Consider the following 15,642-nt stretch of genomic DNA (forward strand, 5'->3'; position numbering starts at 1 on the left):
GAGTGACGAAGTCACTCCCCGGTCACCGTGATCGTGTAGGTCGCGATGTGGAACCGGCCCTGGGGGTCGGAGACGCGGAGACGGACCTCGAAGGTGCCGGGGTTGTCGAAGACGTGCGAGGCCTGCTCGCCGACGGCGTCCTTGGCGGGGAGGCCGTTGTCCCAGCTCCACACGTGGTCGAGCTTGCGGGGGGTCTCCTTGTCGGTGCTGGTGGCGCCGCTGAAGGTCACCCGGGTGCCGGCGGTGACGGTCGTGGCCGAGGCCTTGATCCGCGCGGTCGGTCGGGTGTTCTTCGGCGTGGCCGGCACGCCGTAGCCGTAGTTGAACTTGCCGCAGCCCTTGCCGATCGTGAACTTCACGCTGCCGCTCAGGTCTCCGTCGGAGCGGGACGGCCCGGTGGTGGCGCCCTTCAGCGACAGCACCTTGAAGCTCAGGCAGTCGTACTGGAAGCGCCACGGGTTGGCCACGTCGGCGTAGCGCGGGTCGACCGAGCTGTTGGCCGGGTCCTCGTAGTTGTCGGTGTGCCCGCGACCGAAGTCGGTGAACAGCCGACGGTCGGCCCCGGCCGTGAACGCGGCGTCGTTGAGGTCCGGCGTGGTGCTGCCGGGCTCCGGCTTGGAGTCGAGCGGCGACTGGGCCGGCGGGTCGTCGGTGCCGGCGTTGCCGTAGCCGTGCGCCTCGTCGGTGTAGCCGAGGTAGAAGCCCGGCTGCCACCCGATCGGGTCGCGGTCGATCTGGCCCTGCCCGTCGAGGTCGAAGCCGGAGCGGTCGCGCATCTCCATGTAGTAGGCGTGGTCGAACTCCGCCTCGGCGCCGGCCTTCACGAACTGCCAGCCCTTGGTGCAGTCGCCGCCCGGGTTGTCGGGCTGGCAGCCGCCGTTGAAGACCCGCGAGTCGTCGGGACCGCCCTCACCCTCGAAGTCGGTCTTCAGCAGCACCTTTGCCCCAGACGGCGTGGTCGCCGTGACCAACAGGTCGTCGATGAACCAACCGGGACGCGCCAGGCCGGGGTCGGTCGAGTAGCTGAACCGCAGCACCGGCGTCTTCGCCCCGGCCGTCTGCACCGCAGCCGAAGTCGTTGCCACTGCCCGAGAACCACACGTGCTTCTTGGTGGCCTTGTCGCCGGTGCTGAACTTCGCCGGGTCGAGCAGCTGACGCCCGGGCAGCTTGGCGACGTACATCCGGGAGTTGTGCACGATGCCGTCGCGGCCGCGCTTGAGCGTGTAGGCCTTGCCGGACTGCGTGCGCCAGCGGATGACGCCGGTGTCCTGCTTGGAGTCGGGGATGTTCTTGATGGTGCGCGTGCCCTTGGTCAGCACCTCGGGCACGACCCAGCCGAGCTCCTGGCGCGAGAACGCGTCCATGTTCTGCGACTTGTCGGTCGCCATCAGGTTCCAGTCGCCGTAGGTCTCGCGACCGCCGGTGGAGTAGAAGTCCGGGAGGCCCAGCGAGTGGCCGTACTCGTGCGAGATGACGCTGGCCTTGTCGATGGCGGTCTCGGGGTTCAGGTTGTAGGGACCGACGCGGACGAACACCTTGTACGGCGTCTTCTTGGTCGTCATCTTCGAGTAGGACTTGTTGGTGTAGAAGAGCAACTTGCCCTCGAGGTTCTTCAGCTGGTCGTCGGTCGTGAAGCCGGGCAGGCCGGTCACGGGGTCGGTGATGTAGTACTCCAGCGACGAGCTGTGCGGCCAGATGTTGTCGTACGGCGCCGCGTCGGTCGCGGCGTCGGAGCAGACACCCAGCTGGGACGCGCCGTTGCCGCCGCAGCCCGCGAAGACGGCCATGAAGAAGTCGACGATGCCGTCCTTGTCGGTGTCGAAGTCGGAGTAGTCGATCTCCGGGTCGGAGAGCGCCACGGCGTCGGCGACGATCTTGCCGGTCGGGCCGCAGCCGCTGTCGATCTGCTGGAGGGCCGCGACGCCGGCCAGCGAGCCGACGATCGCCGAGCCGTTGGCGTCGGCGCCGTACCACTGGGTCTGGCCGGGCAGGTTGTAGACGCCGTCGGTGATCCGCTCCGGGTAGAGCGGCGTGCCCTCTGCCGGGACCGGGGAGTCGGCGAAGGTGGCACCGGTGCAGGTGTTGGCGGTGGCCGGGTCGGTCTTCTGGAAGTCGAAGCCGGGGCCGTAGTCGAAGTCGGCGGTGGCGATGCCTGCCGAGGGGACGGTGCCGTTGGGGTAGTGCTGGCCTAGCGACATCTCCTGGAACAGGTTGAACGTCGATCCCTTGAGCTTGGGGCTGTTGATCACCGCGGCGAGGTCACCGCCGGAGTGGCCGGCGACATAGCTGCGGTCGGAGTACTGGACCGGGACGACGGGGAACGGGCGGTCGCCGTAGCGCGCCGTGTCGTAGACCTCGGCGGGCGGGATCACCTTGGGGCCGTGGCTGGTGACGGTGGTCCGGCGCTTCTTCGAGGTGAGCTGCGCCTTGGTGGACAGGTCGCGCCACACCAGCGTGGGTAGGGTCTTCAGGCCGGCGGCGCGGCTCTCGATGACGAGCGTCGCGGTGCGCTTGGGGCCGACCGGGCGCAGCCGCCACGTGATCAGCCGCGGCTTGACCTGGCGCGCACCCGGGCCGGCGGCCGTCTTGAACGCCGTGCCCAGCGGCGCCCGCACCATGACGACGGCGCCGGCGACCCGCTTGTTGGTGGGGTTGGTGACGCTGACCCGCCCGAAGTCCCGGGCGGGTCAGCGACGAGGTGCGACCTGGCTCAGCCGATGATGCCGAAGCCCTCCACGTAGGCCATGCCCTTGATCACGACCAGCCGCACGTGGTGCCGGCCCTGGCCCAGGCCGGTGAAGATCCGGTGGGCAGTAAGCGTCGGACGAGTCGTCGAGCCGGCGAAGGACAGGGTGCCGACCCGCTTTCCGTCGATCAGGACCTTGGCGGTGCCACCGCCGATGGCGCGGCCGAACCAGACGTCCACCTGAGGACCCCGGAACCTCAGGCTCATGACGTCCCGCCCGCCGCCTCGACCTGCGTTGTCGCAGTAGCTGCCGCCGCGGACCCGTCCGTCGCGCACCGTGCGCCAGCTGCCTGGGCGCTCCACCCGGCTGACGTTGCAGGCGACCTCGCGGCGCACCAGGATCCGCTTGGTGTCGGTGGTGCTCTTGCCGCCGGCGTCGGTCACCGTCAGTGAGATGTTGCGGTAGCCCGGGCTCGTGAAGCTGGTGCGGACCCTCTTGCCGACCGCGTCGACTCGGTCACCCCCGTCGCCGAAGCTCCACTCGTAGACGAGCCCGTTCGAGCCGGTCTCGGCATCGGTCGAGTCGCGGCCGGACAGCATCACGGGCATGTTGGTATAGGGCACCGCCGGCGTGATCCGTGCCGCGGCCTTGGGAGCCTGGTTGCCCGGGGCGTCACGGGTCACGGTCACCCTCACGACGTCCGTGTCGGTCGCGCCCATCGGGTCGGTGACGGTGACCTTGACGTCGTAGGTGCCTGCCTGGGGGAAGGCGTGCGTGACGTCGATGCCCGAGGCGTCCTTGGTCGAGCCGCCGTTGTCGAAGTCCCAGGAGTAGTCCAGGTTGCCAGGGGTCTCGGCGTCCACACTGCCCGACGCCGTGAACTTGACCGGCGCCCCGGTGCGCGCGTTGAGGGGCGTGGCCGAGGCCAGGGCCATCGGTGCCGTGTTGGTCGGCGCGCTGGGGGGCGGTGCGTAGCCGTAGTCGAACTCGCCGCAGCCGGTGCCCGTCGTGAACCGCACCGAACCGGTCAGGTCCCCGTCGGACGTGGCCGGCCCGTCGGTGTTGCCCGCCATCGACAGCACGTTGAAGGCCAGGCAGTCATAGGCGAACTCCCAGTTGCCGGACGCGGTCGACGGGTCGCTGTAGTTGTCGACGTGGGGCTTGGTCTTGGCGTCGGAGTACGACGACCGCGCCGGCGCCGCCGTGAACGCTGCGTCGTTGAGGTCGGGCGTGTCCGACCCGGGCTCCGGGGTGGAGTCGAGGGGCGACTGCGCCGGCGGGTTGTCCGTGCCGGTGTTGCCGTAGCCGTGGGCCTCGTCGGTGTAGGCGAGGTAGAGGCCGGGCTCGAACCCGATCGGCTCGCGGTCGATCTGACCCTTCCCGTCGAGGTCGAAACCCGAGCGGTCGCGCATCTCGAGGTAGTAGGCGTGGTCCTGCTGCGACTCAGCGCCGGCCTGGAGGTACTTCCAGCCCTGGGTGCACTCCTGCGCCGTGGTCAGGTCCTCACGGCAGCCGCCGTTGAAGACGCGTCCGTCGTCCGGACCCCCGGTCGTCTCAAAGTCGGTGACCAGCACGTCGCGGGGCGCCTTGCCGGGCTCGGTGACGGTGATCTTGACGTCGTCGATGAACCAGCCGGGACGCGCCAAGCCGGGGTCGGTGGCGTAGCTGAACCGCAGCGCCCCCTGAGGTTTGCCGGCGAGGGCGCTGATGTCGTAGCTGTCCTCGAGGAAGACCGCCTCCGGGGTGCTGCCCAGCTTGCGGTCAGTCGCCTCGGTGCCGTCGGCGTAGGAACCGCTGGTCCCGGTGATGCCGTTGTCGTACTTCGCCTGGCAGGTGTTCTGGTTGGGGTTGCCGGCAGTCGGGTCGGTGTTGGACGTGGTGTAGCCCTTCTCGGACTCGTGGGAAACGTAGTTCTTCCCACCGTCGACCGTGGTCAGGACGTAGCCGTAGTCGTAGTCCCATTCGATGTCCCAGTTGGACTTGAACGTCAGCTGCACCGTGCTGCCGGTGGGCAGGGTGGCCAGCTGCGGGATGGAGAGGTCGAGGTTGCGGCCGCCGCTCGGCGCGCAGCCGAAGTCGTTGCCGGAACCGGACCACCAGGCGTGCGTCTTGCTGGCCTTCTCACCCGAGTCGAACTTGGCCGGGTCGAGGAGCTGGCGCCCGGGGAGCTTGGCGACGTACATCTGCGAGTTGTGCACGATGCCGTCAGGTCCGTTGGTCAAGGTGTACGGCGTCCCGTCGGGTCGCTGCCAGGTGATGGTGCCGATGTCCTGCTTGGAGTCGGTCCAGCCGCTGACGGTCTGGGTGGCGCCGGGCGCCAGGACCTGCGGAACGACCCAGCCGAGCTCCTGGCGTGAGTAGGCGTCCATGTTCTGCGACTTGTCGGTCGCCATCAGGTTCCAGTCGCCGTAGGTCTCGCGGCTGCCGGTGGAGTAGAAGTCGGGCAGGCCCAGCGAGTGGCCGTACTCGTGCGAGATCACCGAGGCCTTGTCGATGGCGGTCTCGGGGTTGACGTTGTAGGGACCGACCCGCACGAGCACCTTCAGGGCGTCGCCCTTGTCGGTGGTCGTCATGGTCTTGCGGCTGGTGTCGGTGTACCAGAGCGGGCGGCCTTCGAGGTCCTTGAGCTGGTCGTCGGTGGTGTAGCCGGGCAGACCGGTGTCCGGGTCGGTGTAGTAGTACTCCAGCGACGAGGAGTGCGGCCAGACGTTGTCGTACGGCGCGTCCGGGTAGTCGCAGCCGGCGACCGAGAGCTGCGAGGAGCCGTTGCCGCCGCAGCCGGCGAAGACGGCCATGAAGAAGTCGACCACGCCGTCCTTGTCGGTGTCGTAGTCGGAGTAGTCGATCTCCGGGTCGGCGATCGCGGCAGCGTCGTAGACCATCTTGCCGGCGGGACCGCAGCCGGAGTCGATGCTCTGGAGCGCGCCGACGCCACCCAGGGCGCCGATGAGCGCGGAGCCGTTGGCGTCCGCGCCGTAGTAGCCGGTGTTGCCGGGCAGGTTGTAGACGCCGTCGGTGATCCGCTCGGTGTAAGCGGCTCCGCCGACGGTGCCGGGGGCAGGGACAGGCCCGGTCTTGGTGGCGCCGGCGCAGGTCTGGCCGGGCTGGATCTGCGAGAACTCGAAGCCGGGCGCGTAGGTGAAGTCAGCCGCCCCGATCCCGGCAGAGGGCACGGTGCCCTCGGGGAACAGCTGGCCCAGCGAGATCTCCTGGAAGAGGTTGAAGGTCGAGCCCGGCTTGGCCGGGTCGTTGATGACCGACTCGAGGGAGTCACCGTCGTGCCCGGCCTGGTAGGCGCGGTCGCGGTACTGAACCGGCACTACCGGGAACGGCCGGTCGCCGTAGCGCGCGGTGTCGAAGGTCTCGGAGGGCGGGATCACCTTGGGGCCGTGGCTGGTGGCGGTCTGGGTCGTCCCGGCGACGGTGACCGCAGCTGTCGTCGAGATGTCGCGCCAGACGATCTCGGGGTTGGCGGCCAGCGTGTCGGCGGTGCTGTCCAGCACGAGGGTCTTGGTCTGGCCGGCGGCCATCGGGCCGACCGTCCAGGTCACCGTCTTGCCACCCGGCGCCAGCGTCGCGCCGGAGCCGGCCTGGGTGATCGTGGAGCCTTCGGGCGCCGTGACCGTCACCGTCGCGCCCGCGATCGGCAGGTTGGTGGGCACCGCCGGGTCGGCTGGGTTGGTGACGATGATCCGCGAGGGGTAGCTCTCGCCGGGCTTCACCCAGCCCACGGACGAGACAAAGCTGTTCTCCACCTCGAGACCGCCGAGGGTGACGGTGCTGTCGGCCGGCGCCGCGGGGGCGACGGCGGCTGGAGCGGCGGCGGCGGGGGCCACCGGGGGAGCCGCGGAGGCGAGCGAACCGGGCACGGCGGCGGAGCCGGAGAGGAGCAGTGCGCTGCAGGCGGCGGTGACCGCAGTGGCGCGCACTGCTCTCGTACGAAGGGCAGACATGGGCATCCTCAGCGGGGGGGGAGGTCACGGGGGTGGTGTGACCGGGTGCCTCGCCAACGACGGGAAGCCCACCGGGGTTACGAAATGACGCTGACCCGCCCGAGGTCTCGGGCGGGTCAGCGGTGGTGCGGGGACTAGGAGGTCACTCCTCGCCGCGGATGAAGGCCTCGACGCGGCGGCGACCCTCGTCGTCGGGCAGCTGCACCGGCGGGGACTTCATCAGGTAGGACGACGCCGAGATGATCGGGCCACCGATGCCGCGGTCCTTGGCGATCTTCGCGGCGCGGATCGCGTCGATGATGATGCCGGCGGAGTTGGGGGAGTCCCAGACCTCGAGCTTGTACTCGAGGTTGAGGGGGACGTCACCGAACGCGCGACCCTCGAGGCGGACGTAGGCCCACTTGCGGTCGTCAAGCCACTGGACGTAGTCGGACGGGCCGATGTGGACGTTCTTGTCGTGGATCTTGCCGGAGAGCGACCCGTGCAGGTTCGACGTGACGGCCTGGGTCTTGGAGACCTTCTTGGACTCCAGGCGGTCGCGCTCGAGCATGTTCTTGAAGTCCATGTTGCCGCCGACGTTGAGCTGGTAGGTGCGGTCCAGCGAGACGCCGCGGTCCTCGAACAGCTTGGCCATCACGCGGTGGGTGATGGTCGCGCCGACCTGGCTCTTGATGTCGTCACCGATGATCGGGACGCCGGCGTCCTCGAACTTCTTGGCCCACACGGGGTCGGAGGCGATGAAGACGGGCAGGGCGTTGACGAAGGCGACGTTGGCGTCGATCGCGCACTGCGCGTAGAACTTGTCGGCCTCCTCGGAGCCCACCGGGAGGTAGGACACCATCACGTCGGCCTTGGTCTCGCGGAGCACCTGGACGACGTCGACGGACTCCTCGTCGGACTCCTCGATGGTCTCGCGGTAGTACTTGCCGAGGCCGTCGAGCGTGGGGCCCTTCTGGACCGTGATGCCGAGCGGCGGCACGTCGGCGATCTTGATCGTGTTGTTCTCCGAGGCCTGCGTGGCCTCGGACAGGTCGAACCCGACCTTCTTGGCGTCGACGTCGAACGCGGCGACGAACTCGACGTCGCGCACGTGGTAGTCGCCGAACATGACGTGCATGAGACCCGGGACGGTGCCGTCGGGGTCGGCGTTCCTGTAGTACTCGACGCCCTGGATCAGGGAGGTGGCGCAGTTGCCCACTCCCACGATTGCTACTCGGACCGAACCCATTGGGGTCTTCCTTCCCTGGTGACTTCTCTGGAGGTCGTGCTGGTGGTGCTGGTTTTGCGGGTCTTCTGAGGGACTGCTGGTTACTGGGGCTGCTGCTCTGGCTGCGGCTTCGGCGGGTGCTGGAGCTCGATCCGGTCGAGGCTGCGCTCGGCGTTGATCAGGTCGGAGAGCCAGCGGACCTCGCGCTCGACCGACTCGACGCCGTGGCGCTGCAGCTCGGCCGCGTAGCGGTCGACCTCGGCCTGGGTGAGGGAGAGCTGCGACTGCACGCGGTCGAGCCGCTCCTGCAGCCGCGTGCGCCGGCCCTCGAGGACCCGGAGCCGGATCTCCATGTCGGTGCTGCCGAAGAACGCGAACCGGATGTCGAAGTTGTCGTCCTCCCACGCCGTCGGGCCGACCTCGGACATCAGCTGCTGGAACTCGCGGGTGCCGGCCTCGGTGACGCGGTAGACGATGCGTGGGCGGCGCGTGACCGGGACGCCCGGCACGGGCAGCGTGGTGTGCTCCTCGATGAGCGAGCCCCGCAGCATCTTCTTCAGCGCCGGGTAGAGCGAGCCGTAGCTCAGCACCCGGCTCCAGCCCAGCATCAGGTTGAGCCGCTTGCGCAGCTCGTAGCCGTGCATGGGTCCCTCGTGCAGCAGTCCGAGGACTGCGAGCTCGATGGTTTCTCCGCGACGTGCCACGAGACCTATCGTAGCGATATATCCACGGATTACGAATCCGGGACATATCCACTTCGTTACTCCTGTGTGACGGGTGCCTCGCCGGGTCCCAGGGCTCGCGAATGGGGACCCTCGGCCCGGGTGCGTACCCTGGAAGCGCGCCGTACGACGTGCGTCGGACCGCGCCCGCCTGTCCCCGACCCCCCGGAGAACGAGACCTTGAACGCCAAGCGCAGGGCCGATGGGCCGGCCGTCAAGAAGAAGCCGAAGGCCCCTGTCTCCCGGAAGGCCCGGCTGAAGAAGGCCGGCAAGTGGTTCCTCATCGTCAGCCTGGTCGGCGCCCTGGTGGCCGTCGGCGGCTTCGTGTTCCTCTACACCACCATCGACATCCCGGACCCCAACGAGGACTTCCAGACCGAGACGTCGTTCGTCTACTTCGACGGCGGCAAGCAGGAGCTCGGCAAGTTCGCGGTCCAGGACCGCGACTCGATTCCTCTCAGCGAGATGCCCGAGACCCTCAAGGACGCCGTGGTGGCGGCCGAGAACCGCAGCTTCTGGAGCGACAAGGGCATCGACCCCAAGGGCATCCTGCGCGCGGCCTTCAGCAACGCCCAGGGCAACAGCACGCAGGGCGCGTCCACGATCACCCAGCAGTACGTCAAGATCCTCTACCTCACGCAGGAGCGCTCGCTCACCCGCAAGGCGAAGGAAGCCATCCTCTCGCTCAAGGTCCAGCGCCAGCAGACCAAGTCCGAGATCCTCGAGGGCTACCTCAACACCATCTACTTCGGCCGCGGCGCCTACGGCGTGCAGGCAGCGGCGCTCGCCTACTTCAACAAGCCGGCCAAGGAGCTGAGCCTCAAGGAGTCGGCGGTCCTGGCCAGCGTGCTCAACAACCCGACCCGGTTCGACCCGGCCAACGGCAAGGACGCCCGCGCGGAGCTCAAGGGACGCTTCCAGTTCGTCCTCGACGGCATGGTCGAGATGGACGAGCTCGACGCTGACGAGGCCGACAAGGCGCGCACGAGCCTGCCGAAGTTCCCCGAGATCGAAGCCGAGAGCACCTACGGCGACCAGAAGGGGCACATGCTCAAGCTGGTGCGCGACGAGCTGAACCGGCTCGGGTTCGAGGACGAGGAGATCGACGGCCAGGGCCTGCGGATCACCACGACCTTCACCGAGAAGGCGATGGACGCGGCCAAGCAGGGCGTGATCGAGGAGCGGCCCGAAGGGTTCAAGGACAAGTTCCTGCACGTCGGCGTCGCCAGCGTCGAGCCCGGCACCGGTGCCGTGCGCGGCTTCTACGGCGGCCAGGACTACCTCGACTCCCAGATCAACTGGGCGGTCTCCGGAGGCCAGGCGGGCTCCATCCTGAAGCCGTTCGCACTGGCGGCCGGGATCAAGGCCGGCTTCTCGCTCAAGGACACCTTCGACGGCAACAGCCCGATCGAGATCGGTGACACCGAGTTCGAGAACCAGGGCAACGACTCCTACGGCCCGGTCAGCCTGCTCAAGGCCACCGAGGGCTCGATCAACACCGCCTTCATCGACCTGACCAACAGCATCCCCGACGGCCCCGAGAAGGTCATCGAGACCGCCAACGACCTCGGCATCCCGCCGGCGAAGGCGCCGCGCAAGGGTGCGACCGGTATCCCGACCTCCACCCCGGGTCTGGAGCCCAACGTGGGCGTGGCGCTCGGTAGCGCGACGGTCAGCCCGATCAACATGGCCAACGCCTACGCGACCATCGCCAACGGCGGCGAGGCGGCCGCGCCGTACGTCATCGAGAAGGTCGTCGACCAGGACGGCGAGACGGTCTACAAGCACAAGAACAACACCGAGCGGGTGCTGGACGAGGACATCGCGGCGGACGTCTCGTACGCCCTCGAGCAGGTCATCGCGGCGCCCGACGGGACCGGCTCCGACGCCCAGGCACTAGGCCGCCCCGCGGGCGGCAAGACCGGCACCTCGACCAACGACGAGGGCCGTGTGGTCTCGTCATGGTTCACCGGCTTCACCCCGCAGCTGGCGACCTCGGTCGTCTACGTGCGCGGCAAGGGAGCAGAGCCGCTGGACGACTGGCTGCCCAGCTTCTACGGCGGCGACTACCCGACGGCCACGTGGACCGCGGTCATGGAGCGCGCCCTCGAGGGCACCGAGGTCCTCGACCTCGCCGAGCCGGTCTACGTCGACGGCGAGGCGCCCAGCGACGGTCACGAACCGGCCCCGCCCCCGCCGCCGCCGTCGACCAAGAAGCCGAAGCCGACCAACACGCCGTCCGAGACCCCGACGCCGTCCGAGACGCCGACGCCGACCCCGACGCCGACTCCCACCCCGACGCCGACTCCGACGCCCACCCCCTCGTGCGACCTGATCGGCGGCTGCTCCACGCCGCCGCCGAGCAGCGAACCGCCGCCGAGCAGCGACCCGCCGAGCGGCAGCCCGTCCGCCTCGGCGAGCGGTGGCGCGCGGACGGCGGCCTACCGGCCGTCGTACGACGCCTGACGAGAGCGGCTCTGGTAGAACCGACCCGGTGAAGGGGACAGGGGTGGACGGCAGCGGGATCCACGTGCACCCCACCCAGGACGACCCGGTGGTCGCCGGCCTCAGCGAGGCCGTCGGCGGTCCGGTCGGCGGGCGGGCGGGCGGCACGCGCTGGTGGACACCGCTGCGGGTGGTGCTGCTGATGGCGGCGATCGGCTGCGCCCTCGGGCTCCTCCAGAAGGCGCCGTGCGCCGAGGACACCTGGGGCGAGGGCGACACCCGCTACTCCCAGATGTGCTACTCCGACCTGCCGTTCCTCTACACGCTGCGCGGCTTCGCCGAGCACACCTACCCCTACACCGACGACGAGCAGACCCGCGTGCGCTACGAGTCGATGGAGTACCCCGTCGGGATCTCCTACTGGGCCTGGGGCACGTCCTACGTCACGCACTGGCTGTCGGGGTCACCCCCGGTCGAGGACCGCTACGAGCGGTCGGTGGGCGACCTCCAGGGCGACCCCGAGATCCAGGACGAGGGTCGCCTGTACGTCGCGGTCAACGCGGTCGCCCTGGCGGCGCTCACGATCCTGGCGGCCGGCCTGCTGGCCGGGGTCAACCGGCGAAGGCCGTGGGACGCTGCGATGTTCGCCCTCGCACCGACCCTCGCGCTCACCGCGCTGATCAACTGGGACCTGCTCGCGGTCGCGATGGTCGCCGGTGCCCTGTGGGCCTGGGCCCGCGACAAGCCGGTGCTCACCGGCGTGCTGATCGGGCTCGGTACGGCGACCAAGCTGTTCCCGCTGTTCCTGCTGGGGGCACTCCTGGTGATCTGTCTGCGCGACAAGCGCGTGCGCGAGCTGGCGCTCGTGGTGTCGAGCGCGGTCGCGGCCTGGGTGCTGACCAACGCGCCGGCGTATCTCGCGAGCAGCGAGCAGTGGAAGGTCTTCTGGTCGTTCAACTCCGAGCGCACCGCCGACCTCGGCTCGATCTGGCTGGTCATCGACCAGGCCGGCGACCTCGGCATCGAGGCGCACACGATCAACGCCTGGTCGTGGGCGTTCTTCGCGGTGTGGTGCGTCGGCGTCTTCGCGATCGGGATGCTGGCCCCCGAGACGCCACGCTTCACCCAGCTGGGCTTCCTGATCGTGGCGGGGTTCCTGCTGGTCAACAAGGTCTACTCGCCGCAGTACGTCCTGTGGCTGCTGCCGCTCGCCGTGCTCGCGCGGCCCCGGTGGCGCGACCAGCTGGTCTGGCAGGCCGGTGAGGTCCTCTACTTCGCGACGGTGTGGTGGTACCTCGGTGGCTACCTCGAGCCGGCCCGCGGCGGCGACGCCGGCTTCTACTGGGTGGCGATCGTGGTGCGGATGCTCTGCGAGCTCTACCTGGTGGTGCTCGTGACGCGTGACGTGCTCCGGCCCCACCACGACCCCGTGGAGAAGCCGCCTCGGGCTCAGGTGACGACGACGCGGTCGAACGCCGTCGCGGTGTAGCGCACCCGCACGTCGATCTGGTCGCCGATCTCGGGCACGTGGGCGCCCAGCGGCAGGAAGAGCATCGAGGCCTGCATGTGCGGCGGCTCCGCGAACAGCCGCTGCTTGCCGTCGATCGAGAACGGCGACCGCACGAAGCCGACCGCGTCGAGACCGCCGCGGGCCAGGGTGGCGGCGCGGGCCTTGATGGATGACTCGCCTGTCGGCGCCTCGAGCCCGATGCCGTGGGCGGTGCCGCCGCTGACGACCAGCAGGTGCCCGGTCTTGGGGGCCGTGCGGGCGCGGTAGCCGAACGCGTCGCCGCGCTCGAGCGGGTGCACGTCGAGGACCGTGGAGGTGACCCGCAGCGAGGCGCGGTCACCGAGCCACAGGTTGGTGCCGATCCGGGGCCGGATGCTGAAGTCGGCGTACGACGTCTGCAGTGCGGCGAGCTCGGCGTCGGTGAGGTGGCTGACCCAGATCGTCGGCGACCACCGGTCGCCGAGGGTGTCGAGACCCGCCGCGACCACGTCGTTCATCAGCCGGCTGACCTCGGAGAGGTGGGAGCCCTGGGCCAGCGGCAGGTGAAGCGCGACCCCCTCGACCCGAGCGCGCGGGTGGTCGGCGAGCACGCGGGCGGCGGCCCACAGCTCGCGGGCCGAGAGCCCGTGGCGCTGCATGGAGGTCATCCGCTCGAGCACGAACCGGGCGTCGGGCTGGCGCGCGAGCAGGTGCTCGAGGTCGCTGACCCGGCTGACCGTGTGGACGATCCGGTCGTTGAGTGCCGGGTCCACCTCGAGGGCGGCGCCGAATGGCCGGTAGGGGGTGAGTACCAGCAGGCTGCCGCCGAAACGCTGCGCCACGTGGCCCAGCTCGTCGTACGTCCCGACCGCGAGAGTGTCGACGCCGAGCCACTCCGCCTTGCGGGCGAGCCGGCCGAGCGTGAACCCGTAGCCGTTGCCCTTCGCGACCGGCACCAGCCCCGGGTGCGTGCCGGCGACCCGGCGCAGGTGGCTGCGCCAGCGGTCACCGTCGACGGTCAGGGTCAGGCTCATCGGCGGGTCCTCGTGCGGCGGATTTCAGCAGATGCTGAGATCCCCGTCGTTCCGGGTAGTTGCAACTCGCCGGAACGACGGGGAAAGGCCCAGAACCTCCCCGCGGTACTCCGGTCGCGCGCCACCATCAGCGCCGCCGCATGTAGACGTCGAAGGCCTTGTAGAGGGCGCGGTTGAGGGGGAGGTCCCACTCGCCGGCGTACTCGACGGCCTCGCCGCCGGTGCCGACCTTGAACTGGATCAGGCCGACGTGTGAGTCGTCGGGGTCGAGGGTGTCGGTGATGCCGCGCAGGTCGTAGACGGCGGCGCCGGCCGCGAGTGCGTCCTGGATCATCGCCCACTGGACCGCGTTGGAGCCGCGGACCTCGCGCTTCTCGGTGGACGAGGCACCGTAGGAGTACCAGGCGTGGGTGCCGACCCGGATCGAGATGCTCGAGGCGACCAGCTCGCCCTCGTGGCGGGCGAACCAGAGCTTGATCCGGTCGGGGCTCTCGGAGCCGAGTGCGTCGACCATGGTCTGGAAGTAGGCCAGCGGCCGAGGCGTGAAGTGGTCGCGCTGCGCGGTGTGGACGTAGAGGTCGTGGAAGGCCTTGAGGTCCTCGGGCGAGGCGCTCGAGGTCACCTCGACGCCCTCCTTGGCGGCCTTCTTGATGTTGCGCCGCCACAGCTGGTTCATGCCCTTGAGGACGTCGTCCTCGGTGCGCGGCGCGCCCTCGGCGTCGACGAGCGGGACCTGGAAGACGTACTGCGGCTGCCCGGCGGCGAAGCCGCCCTCGGCCACCTGGCGGCGCCAGCCGAGCTCGTCGAGCTGGCACACGACCCGGGCGCCCACCATGTCTCGCTCGGAGGGCGCGAGGTCGTCGAGGCGGCGTACGGCGTCGTCGGCGATGCCCTCCTTGACCTGGGCCGCCGTCCAGCGGCGGGTCACGACGGGGGGACCCATGCGGACCCCGAAGGCGCCCTGCTCCTTGAGGTGGGTGGTCAGCGGGTCGAGCCAGTCGCGCAGCTGCTCGGTCTCCCAGTCGATGACCGGGCCCTCGGGCAGGTAGGCGAGGTAGCGCTTCACCTTGGGGAGCTGCCGGTAGAGCACCAGGGCGGCACCGACGAGCTCGTCGTCGCGGAACCAGCCGAGCGACTCGCGGCGCCACTCGCTCTTGACCCGGCCCCACGCGGGGGTCTGCAGGAAGCTCGCGGAGGGCTGCTCCTCGAGGAAGGCGAGGTGCTGGGACTCAGGGATCTCTCGGACGCTCAGCACAGCCCGAGGCTACAGGCGCGCGCGGAGCCACTCGAAGTCGGCGACGTGCTCCTGCGCGCCGCCGGGGGTCTCGCAGATCACCGGCGCGCCCGCGGCGCGCACGACCGAGGCCAGCAGGTCGGGGTCGATCCGCCCGGACCCGAAGTTGGTGTGCCGGTCGGCGCCGGAGTCGAAGTCGTCGCGGCTGTCGTTGCAGTGCACGAGGTCGATCCGGCCGGTGATGGCCAGTACGTCGTCGACCACCGTCTCCAGCGGGTTGCCGCCGGCATGGGCGTGGCAGGTGTCCAGGCAGAAGCCGACGTTGTCGAAGCCCTCGGCGCCCGAGATCGCGTCCCACACGCGGGCGATGCGCTCGAGGTGGCGGGCCATCGCGTTGTCGCCGCCGGCGGTGTTCTCGATCAGCAGCGGCACCTTGAGGTCGGTGGCCTCGATCGCCTTGCGCCAGTTGTCGAAACCCTTCTCCAGCACCTCGCCGTTGTCGCCGGCGCTGTCGACGTGGCCGCCGTGGACGATCAGCCCCTTGGCCCCGATCGAGGCGGCCGCGTCGACGTGCTGCTGGAGCAGCTTGCGGCTGGGGATCCGGATCCGGTTGTTGGTCGTCGCGACGTTGACCAGGTAGGGCGCGTGGACGTAGAGGTCGACGCCCGCCGCCTCGGCGTCGGCCTTGAGGCCCTCGGCGCCGCCGGCGTAGGCGATCTTGGGCCCGCGGTAGCTCTGCGGGTCGCCGAGGAAGAACTGCACCAGCGGGGCGTTGCGGGCGCTCGCCTCGGCGATCGGGTCGGTCTGGTCGACGTGGGCTCCGAGGGCTAGGGTGGTCATGCGGCCCATCGTAAGGAGGCCCACCGACCC

Annotated in this window: 10 protein-coding genes; 2 read left to right on the top strand and 8 right to left on the bottom strand. The window is 69.8% G+C overall.

The features are described 5' to 3' along the window. Positions 1-11: 11 nt before the first annotated feature. From BLR90_RS11055 to BLR90_RS11075, 5 genes are all read right to left on the bottom strand, one after another. Complete coding sequence (locus BLR90_RS11055; RefSeq protein WP_091025277.1) at positions 12-938, bottom strand: PKD domain-containing protein; 927 nt, start codon at positions 936-938, stop codon at positions 12-14. Continuing rightward, on the bottom strand, positions 910-2,616 hold the full coding sequence (locus BLR90_RS11060; RefSeq protein ID WP_143016188.1) for an immune inhibitor A domain-containing protein: 1,707 nt from the start codon (positions 2,614-2,616) through the stop codon (positions 910-912). Before BLR90_RS11060 ends, BLR90_RS11055 begins: the two co-directional genes overlap by 29 nt. Positions 2,617-2,711: 95 nt before the next feature. Beyond that, complete coding sequence (locus BLR90_RS11065) at positions 2,712-6,641, bottom strand: PKD domain-containing protein (protein WP_170254367.1); 3,930 nt, start codon at positions 6,639-6,641, stop codon at positions 2,712-2,714. Between the two features lie 142 nt (positions 6,642-6,783). Next, entirely contained in the window at positions 6,784-7,869 is a 1,086-nt protein-coding gene (locus BLR90_RS11070) for an inositol-3-phosphate synthase (RefSeq protein WP_091025280.1), read from the bottom strand. 80 nt (positions 7,870-7,949) lie between these two features. Beyond that, on the bottom strand, positions 7,950-8,552 hold the full coding sequence (locus tag BLR90_RS11075) for a PadR family transcriptional regulator (RefSeq protein WP_091025281.1): 603 nt from the start codon (positions 8,550-8,552) through the stop codon (positions 7,950-7,952). A 198-nt stretch (positions 8,553-8,750) separates the two neighbouring features. On the opposite strand from BLR90_RS11075, the gene BLR90_RS11080 reads away from it, so the two are divergent. Next, positions 8,751-11,036: a transglycosylase domain-containing protein gene (locus tag BLR90_RS11080; protein ID WP_091025282.1), complete on the top strand. Its 2,286-nt coding sequence runs from the start codon at positions 8,751-8,753 to the stop codon at positions 11,034-11,036. A gap of 43 nt (positions 11,037-11,079) precedes the next feature. Then, complete coding sequence (locus tag BLR90_RS11085) at positions 11,080-12,504, top strand: glycosyltransferase family 87 protein (protein ID WP_245715261.1); 1,425 nt, start codon at positions 11,080-11,082, stop codon at positions 12,502-12,504. Here the strand turns inward: BLR90_RS11085 and BLR90_RS11090 are convergent. The 3 genes from BLR90_RS11090 to BLR90_RS11100 form a co-directional block, all read right to left on the bottom strand. After that, entirely contained in the window at positions 12,465-13,538 is a 1,074-nt protein-coding gene (locus tag BLR90_RS11090; protein WP_091025284.1) for an alanine racemase, read from the bottom strand. The two genes, BLR90_RS11085 and BLR90_RS11090, sit on opposite strands and share 40 nt — an antisense overlap. Positions 13,539-13,665: 127 nt before the next feature. Further along, positions 13,666-14,793, bottom strand: coding sequence for a lipid II:glycine glycyltransferase FemX (locus BLR90_RS11095; protein ID WP_245715262.1), 1,128 nt, complete (start codon positions 14,791-14,793; stop codon positions 13,666-13,668). A 9-nt stretch (positions 14,794-14,802) separates the two neighbouring features. Then, positions 14,803-15,612: a deoxyribonuclease IV gene (locus tag BLR90_RS11100; protein ID WP_091025285.1), complete on the bottom strand. Its 810-nt coding sequence runs from the start codon at positions 15,610-15,612 to the stop codon at positions 14,803-14,805. Positions 15,613-15,642 lie beyond the last annotated feature (30 nt).

The sequence above is a fragment of the Nocardioides szechwanensis genome (assembly GCF_900103935.1).
In the GTDB taxonomy this organism is placed as follows: Bacteria; Actinomycetota; Actinomycetes; order Propionibacteriales; family Nocardioidaceae; genus Nocardioides; species Nocardioides szechwanensis.

What these genes read in the sequence shown, in the direction of transcription:
- BLR90_RS11065 (WP_170254367.1), bottom strand. Translation starts at nt 6,641, where the DNA reads ATGTCTGCCCTTCGTACGAGAGCAGTGCGCGCCACTGCGGTCACCGCC.
- BLR90_RS11070 (WP_091025280.1), bottom strand. Translation starts at nt 7,869, where the DNA reads ATGGGTTCGGTCCGAGTAGCAATCGTGGGAGTGGGCAACTGCGCCACC.
- BLR90_RS11090 (WP_091025284.1), bottom strand. Translation starts at nt 13,538, where the DNA reads ATGAGCCTGACCCTGACCGTCGACGGTGACCGCTGGCGCAGCCACCTG.
- BLR90_RS11100 (WP_091025285.1), bottom strand. Translation starts at nt 15,612, where the DNA reads ATGACCACCCTAGCCCTCGGAGCCCACGTCGACCAGACCGACCCGATC.